General features: G+C 66.9%; 6 protein-coding genes. 2 read left to right on the top strand and 4 right to left on the bottom strand.

Features of this window, described 5'->3' with window-relative positions; translation table 11 throughout:
* Positions 1-94: 94 nt before the first annotated feature.
* The 4 genes from U5N23_RS16635 to U5N23_RS16620 form a co-directional block, all read right to left on the bottom strand.
* The gene (locus U5N23_RS16635; RefSeq protein ID WP_322593900.1) at positions 95-1,807 is read right to left on the bottom strand and encodes an acyl-CoA dehydrogenase family protein; all 1,713 of its coding nucleotides are present in this window, start codon (positions 1,805-1,807) and stop codon (positions 95-97) included.
* Positions 1,808-1,826: 19 nt separating this feature from the next.
* On the bottom strand, positions 1,827-2,474 hold the full coding sequence (locus U5N23_RS16630) for a TetR/AcrR family transcriptional regulator (RefSeq protein WP_322593899.1): 648 nt from the start codon (positions 2,472-2,474) through the stop codon (positions 1,827-1,829).
* Between the two features lie 142 nt (positions 2,475-2,616).
* Positions 2,617-3,624, bottom strand: coding sequence for a bestrophin family protein (locus U5N23_RS16625; RefSeq protein WP_322593898.1), 1,008 nt, complete (start codon positions 3,622-3,624; stop codon positions 2,617-2,619).
* Complete coding sequence (locus U5N23_RS16620) at positions 3,621-4,364, bottom strand: SDR family oxidoreductase (RefSeq protein WP_322593897.1); 744 nt, start codon at positions 4,362-4,364, stop codon at positions 3,621-3,623. The genes U5N23_RS16625 and U5N23_RS16620 overlap by 4 nt, the downstream gene beginning before the upstream one ends.
* Before the next feature lie 63 nt (positions 4,365-4,427).
* Here U5N23_RS16620 and U5N23_RS16615 point away from each other — a divergent pair, with 63 nt between their 5' ends.
* Both U5N23_RS16615 and U5N23_RS16610 read left to right on the top strand, forming a co-directional pair.
* The gene (locus U5N23_RS16615; RefSeq protein ID WP_322593896.1) at positions 4,428-5,435 is read left to right on the top strand and encodes a GlxA family transcriptional regulator; all 1,008 of its coding nucleotides are present in this window, start codon (positions 4,428-4,430) and stop codon (positions 5,433-5,435) included.
* Positions 5,436-5,683: 248 nt separating this feature from the next.
* Positions 5,684-6,358: a hypothetical protein gene (locus tag U5N23_RS16610; RefSeq protein WP_322593895.1), complete on the top strand. Its 675-nt coding sequence runs from the start codon at positions 5,684-5,686 to the stop codon at positions 6,356-6,358.
* Positions 6,359-6,486 lie beyond the last annotated feature (128 nt).

Below are 6,486 nucleotides of genomic sequence, written 5' to 3'. Positions count from 1 at the left end.
TAGTGGCAGCCTGAGAGGGATGTGCCAGGCGCTGCGGCCCACATACCGCCAGCAGTACCGACGAAGGGGTCTTGGGCCCCCCGCAATCAAGCGATCAAGACACCATGGCCCGCTGCACGACCTTCTGCGCCGCAGCCTGGGTGGTGGTGAAGGCCAGCATTCCATAGTGCGAACCCCAGGCGCCCGAGGCACCGGGGCTGCGGGTGCTCAGGAAGATATCCACCACGTCCTGGGAGCTGTGGCGCAGCAGCTCAGCGCCTTGCAGCACGCGCGCCACCGCTTCGGTCATGGGGCGGGCCAGGAACTCGTCGTCCACCGCCGCGCGCACCAGGCGGGCGGTGTGCTGGACCAGGGCGTCGAAGCGCGCGTCCTGGCCCGCGAGCGGCCGGACTTCGTCGAACAGCGCATCGATGGTGCGCGGATCCCTGGCCATGGCGCGGCGCACGTCCATGCACATCATGTTTGCCGTTCCCTCCCAGACGCTGTTGAGCGGCGCCTCGCGGTACAGGCGCGCCATCGGGTTCTCTTCGATGAAGCCATTGCCGCCATGGCACTGCAGCGCCTCGTAGGCGATGGAGGGTGCGCGCGAGCAGTTGAAGAACTTGGCTGCCGGGGTGGCCACGCGGGCCAGCAGCCGCTCGTGCTCGTTGGCCGCCATCCGGTCGGTGGCCCTGGCCACTCGCAGGGCCATCAAGGTGGCCGCCTCGACCTCCACGGCCATGTCGGCCAGCACATTCGCCATCATCGGCCGCTCGGCAATGGGGGTGCCGAAGGCGCTGCGCGTGCGGGTGTGCTGCAGGGCCAGGGTCAGCGACTGGCGCATGAGGCCGGCCGAGCCGATCGCGAAATCCAGCCGCGTCAGGTGCGCATGGGACAGGATCTCGCGGATACCACGGCCCTCTTCTCCGACCAGAATGGCCAGGGTTCCCGCGTATTCCACCTCGCTGGAGGCATTGGATCGGTTGCCCGCCTTGTCCTTGAGCCGTTGCACGAAGAACCGGTTGTAGCTTCCATCGGGCAGCGTGCGCGGCAGAAAGAAGCAGCTCACCTCCCCCGCGACCTTGGCCAGCGTGAAGAAGCCATCGGACTGCGGCACCGAGCAGAACCACTTGTGGCCGGTCAGCTCGTACCAGCGCGCCGTGGCGCCATGGTAGTCCGCTGAATGCGAGTAGTGCGCCGTGGTCTGCGTCTCGCGCAGGTCCGATCCGCCCTGCTTCTCGGTCATGGCATAGCCCACCACCACGGACGGCTTGTCGCCCACCTCACGGCGGCTGAATTCGTAGGCCGTGCCCTTGGACTTTTCGGCCCAGATGGCCAGGGCCGGTTCGGCCGCAAAGCCGGCATGCGAGGCGTAGGCCATGCCGGTCGGGCAGGCGGTGCCCTGCTCGACCTGGTTCCAGAGGTAAGACAGCACGGCGCGGGCGTAGTGGCCGCTCTTCTCCCGGGTGCGCCAGGCCAGGTTGGGCACCTCGTGCTTCCACGCCAGCGCCATCAAATCATGCCAACTGGGGTGAAAATCGACCCAGTCGATGCGGTTGCCGAAGCGGTCGTGCGTCTTGAGCTCGGGGATGTGGCGGTTGGCCAGGCGCGCCAGCTCCTGCACCTGCTCGTCCCCCACCAGCGCGCCCAGGGCTTCGCAGCGGCCGGCGGCCCAGGGGGCTTCGCGCTCGATGGCGGCGCGAAGCACGGCGTCGCCGGTAAAGGCATTGAAGCCGCTGGCGGGCTGCGCCTGGTTGAGCACCGTGTGGGTGGCGTAGCGTTCGGCAGGCGAGGCTTCGAGGATACCGGGCGGATGGGGCTTGTTCATGGTGTCTCCAGTGGGGTTGTCAAACCGTGGACGGGGGTGTCGCCACGCTGGCGCAGGCCAGGCGGCCGATCTGGCCGGCGAGCAGGGCCACTTCGTGCCGGTAGCTGTCCGTGTCCTGGTGCTGCTGGCGGCTCAGCGGCGACAGCGGGCCGATCAGCCCCTCCATGAACCCGCCCACGATGACGGAGGCGGCGATGTCGGGCTGCACGTCGGGCCGCATTTCCTGCGCCAGTTGCCCCGCAGCGATGATGGAGCGCACCACCTCGCTGATGGCGGCCCGGTAGGTCAGCCGGGCCTCGTCGATCTCGCGGTCGCAGGGCTCGGCGATCAGCGCATAGGCCAGTCGCGGGTTGCGCATGGCACGCCGCACGAAGGTTTCCACCGCCGAATGCAGCCGCACCAGCGCCGTGCCGTCCGACTTGGCGATCTCGGTCAGCACATCGACCTCGCGCTGGGACACGGCCGACAGCACCTGCGCAAACAGCTCGGCCTTGGACGGAAAGTAGCGGTACACCGTGCCCGTGGCGATGCCTGCGGCCGCTGCCACGCTGGCCACCTGCGCCTCCTTCCAGCCACCCTCACTCACCAGGGCGCGCGCGGCTTGGAGGATGCGGCTGCGGTTGTCCTGCAGGCGGGCTTCCACGGCGGGGGTCTGGCGGTAGGCCATAAAGAAATGAATCCGTATTCAGCAATGAAGTGAATTCTAGTTCAGTCTTTTATTTGCGCAAGCGTGATTGCCCAAAAACCCGCCGTACGCAGCGCTCCGCGCAATGAAGCTGGAGGCCCTGCGCAGCCCCCCGCACCCCCCTTCAAAGGATGATGTTGTTCTGGGGCCGCAGCAGCGGCGGCAGATCCGTATCGCCCAGCAGCTCGCGCAGTTCCACCTCGACCATGCGGTTGATCTGGGCGATCGGCACGTCATTGGCGCCGCCCTCGAACGGGTTTTCCGTACTGGCACCGACTTGCTCCAGCGTGGTGTACATCCACGAGACCACCATACTGAAGGGCACCACCAGCCAGACCATGTGGCCCTGCATCCAGCCATTGGCAACAGCATTCAACGCATCGAACTCCTTGAGCAGCCCGAAAGGCAGCAGCACGCAGAAGAAGCGGATGAAGAACGTGTTGATGATCGCGTACTGGCGCGGGTAGGGGAAATTCTTGATGCGCTCGCTGCGCCCCTGGTGGTCCAGCAGCTCCTTGAGGGCTTTTTCCATCTCGATGAAGAAGTTGATGGGGATCTCGCCCATCTGGAACAATTTCAGAATTGTCCTACTCTGGTTGGCCAGCAAGGCCGTGGCCTTGTTGCGCGAGGCAAGCACATCTCGCAGTTCGTCCGCGTCCAGAAACCGCGCCAGCTCCACCTCGAGCGCAGTTTCCTGCTCGGGCACACAGTAGTGCCGCTGGTACTCGGCATTGGTGCGCCGGTTGGTGCTCTCCCACGCGCGGTGCCGGCGCATCTGGTAGCGCAGCGCGGTGACCCAGGCCAGATGGCGGTTGACCAGTTGCCGGGTGGCCACCTCGCTCTTCACATAGTCGCGGCTCACCAGGCCCCAGGCGCGGCTGGCATTGAGGATACCGGTCCACACCTGCTGGGCCTCCACCGTGCGGCCATAGGTCTGCGTGTTCTTGAAGCTCACAATGAACGCCGTGGCCGTGCCGATCAGCGCCACCACGGTCCAGGGCACACTCAGCCAGCGCCAGTGCGCCAGTTGGTAGAGGCACACCGGTACCAGGCCCAGGGCGACCAGCACATAGAGTTCCCGCCGCGTCCAGACCATGAACTCGGAGAGCCGGTATCCCCTGCCAACGTTCATCGCTGCGTCATCCAGGTTTCGAATGTGATGGTGCCCAGGCGCGGCGCATCGCCCGGCGTGAGCGAACGGTCGTCGAGCTGCACGCCGAAATACGGCGCCGCCGCATCGCCCACCACCGTGCGCGCATCGCCGATGGCCGCCAGGTAGCGCTGCACCAGCGCGGCCAGGCCCACGCGCTCGGGCCCGGCGATCTCGATGGTGCCGTTGACGGGTGCCGCCAACGCCACGTCGGCCATGGCGGCGGCCACGTCGTCGGACGCGATGGGCTGCACCAGGGCTGGCGACAGGCGCACCGTCTGCCCCTCGGTGCCCGCCTGGGCGATGCCGGCGAGGAACTCCATGAACTGCGTGGCATGCACGATGGTGTAGGGGATGTTGGCGGCCTTGATCAGCTTCTCTTGCGCCAGCTTGGCGCGAAAGTAGCCGCTGCCCTGCAGCCGCTCGGTGCCCACCACCGACAGCGCCACGTGGTGCTGCACGCCGGCCGCTGCCTCGGCCGCCAGCAGGTTGCGGCCCGAGGTTTCGAAGAAGTCGAGCACCGCCTTGTCCTCGAACGAGGGCGAGTTGGCCACGTCCACCACCACCTGCGTGCCTTGCAGCGCGGCAGCCAGGCCCTCGCCCGTGAGCGTGTTGACACCCGTGTTGGGCGATGCGGCCACGGCCTCATGGCCGCGCGCAGTGAGTTGCTTGACGAGCTTGCTGCCGATGAGGCCGGTGCCTCCGATGACGACGATCTTCATGGTGATCCTTGGGGTATGTGCGGTTCGATGCCTGAATGGTAGGATCGATGCCATCCGTCTCAAATGACCAATACCCCTGAAATCCTGCCAGAGCGTGCGCGAGCCCGGCGCGTGCTTTTCGTCGCCTTCCCGGACGTGGGCCTGCTCGACCTGACGGGCGCGCAGACCGTTTTCTGGGCCGCCACCAAGGCCATGGAGGCGCGCGGCCTGCCGGGCTACGAACGCATCGCCGCCAGCCCCGCCGGCGGCCTGGTGCGCAGCGCCGAGGGGCTCGAAGTGCAGACCGTGCCACTGCGCCACTGCCGCGCCAGCACGGTGGACACGCTCATCGTGCCCGGCTCGCCGCACATGGATGTAGTGCTCGACCAATCCGCCCCGTTGGTGCAGTGGCTGCGCCGCGCGTCGGCCAAAACGCGGCGCACGGCATCGGTGTGCAGCGGTGCCTTTCTGCTGGCCGCGGCCGGCCTGCTGGACCACAAGCGCGCCACCACGCACTGGCTCATGTTCGACCGCATGAACGAGCGCTTTCCCACGGTGGAGATCGACCGCGACGCGATCTTTGTGCAGCAGGGTGCCGTGTGGACCTCGGCCGGCGTCACGGCCGGCATCGACCTGGCGATGGCACTGGTGGAGGCCGATTGCGGCCACGACGTGGCCATGGAGGTGGCGCGCGAGCTGGTGGTCTACCTCAAGCGGCCCGGCGGGCAATCGCAGTTCAGCGCCCTGCTGCGCTCGCAGGCCGACAGCTCGCCGGCCTTCGAAGAGCTCAACCTGTGGATCAACGCCCACCTGCAGCGCGAAGACCTCACGGTGGAGTTTCTCGCCGAACGCGCCCGCATGAGCCCGCGCAACTTTGCGCGCATGTACAAGCAAAAGACCGGCCGCACCCCTGCCAAGGCCGTGGAGGTGTTTCGCCTGGAAGCCGCCAGGCGCCTGCTGGAGGACACCACCCGCAATGTGGACCAGATCGCCACGCAGTGCGGCTTTGGCGACGAAGAGCGCATGCGCGTCACATTCCAACGCCACCTCGGCGTGGCGCCCAGGGACTACCGCAGGCGCTTTGCGCGATAGCGGCGAACACACTCAGCGAAGCTGACTCTGGCCAGGCGCCCCGCCGCATCCAGTACGAGCAGCACGACAAGACGCGGCAGCGACGCCAGAAGAGTTGTGTTGGCCGCGCTCTGAACCCGGCCCAGGGCCATGCAAGCAGGCATCCAAGCAAGCAAACAACCAACCCACCCACCAACAATGTGACAGGTGCCCAAGCGCACACGGCCCGCAATAATGGCAACCGACCTACCGACCCAGCGTTCCGTACCGTGAACATCAACACCCTGCGCAAGAAAGCCCGGGCCCATGCGCTCGAAGTCGAAGACATCCTCGCTGCAGCCGCGCGGCGCACACCGGGCCTGCAGGCAGAGCTGCAGCGCCTGTCTGCCGAACTGGAGTGGTCCCATACACCCTTTCCTCCGGGTGGCAGCCACGTCGTGCCCCTGGCCAGATGGGCCGAGGTTGCGGGCGCCTATGCGGAGGACGGCATTGCCGGCCTTGCCAGGTGGATGCATGCGCAGCCGGGGGACGGTACATCTGCCGATTACGTGCTCGCGTTGCTGCAGGCGCTCAAGACGCCGGAAGCCAACGATGCCCTCTTTGCCCTGTTTTCTGACGCACTGGACAACCCAGGGGGCCATCTGGGCGAGGCGTTTGGGCTGGCCGACACCATCAACCTCAAGTTCTCGTTCAAGGGTGCACTGCCACCCACACCCGCCCAGTCCAACCGGGCCCGGTCGTTCCTGATGGCGCTCTATCCCCTGGCCAGCGAGGAGCCCCAGCGCTGCACTGTGGTGTGCGCCATGCGGGGCGTGGGCGACGACACCACGGCCCAGTTTCTGTCAACGATCACGCCCTTTGGCGGGCCGTATGCAGGGCTGGAAAAGTCTGCGCAGCAGGCCATTCGCAAAAGGCTGCGAAGCACCGCTGCAGCGGGCCCATGACATGGCCGGGCCGCGCACTGCGGGGGCACGGCGAGTCACCGGTTCTGAGAATGTGTTTGCGATCTTTTCGGCGCCGCGTTGGGGGCACTATCGGGCCGAGGCTGCGTGCCTGCGGACGGATACCCAGC

The sequence above is a fragment of the Acidovorax sp. genome (assembly GCF_034519795.1).
Classification (GTDB): domain Bacteria; phylum Pseudomonadota; class Gammaproteobacteria; order Burkholderiales; family Burkholderiaceae_C; genus Acidovorax.
Note: the sequence above shows the minus strand (reverse complement) of the source record. Positions and strands in the feature narration are given on the sequence as shown.

Excerpts from the sequence above, each read along its gene's own strand:
- U5N23_RS16615 (WP_322593896.1), top strand. The coding sequence starts at position 4,428 with ATGACCAATACCCCTGAAATCCTGCCAGAGCGTGCGCGAGCCCGGCGC.
- U5N23_RS16630 (WP_322593899.1), bottom strand. The coding sequence starts at position 2,474 with ATGGCCTACCGCCAGACCCCCGCCGTGGAAGCCCGCCTGCAGGACAAC.
- U5N23_RS16625 (WP_322593898.1), bottom strand. The coding sequence starts at position 3,624 with ATGAACGTTGGCAGGGGATACCGGCTCTCCGAGTTCATGGTCTGGACG.
- U5N23_RS16635 (WP_322593900.1), bottom strand. The coding sequence starts at position 1,807 with ATGAACAAGCCCCATCCGCCCGGTATCCTCGAAGCCTCGCCTGCCGAA.
- U5N23_RS16620 (WP_322593897.1), bottom strand. The coding sequence starts at position 4,364 with ATGAAGATCGTCGTCATCGGAGGCACCGGCCTCATCGGCAGCAAGCTC.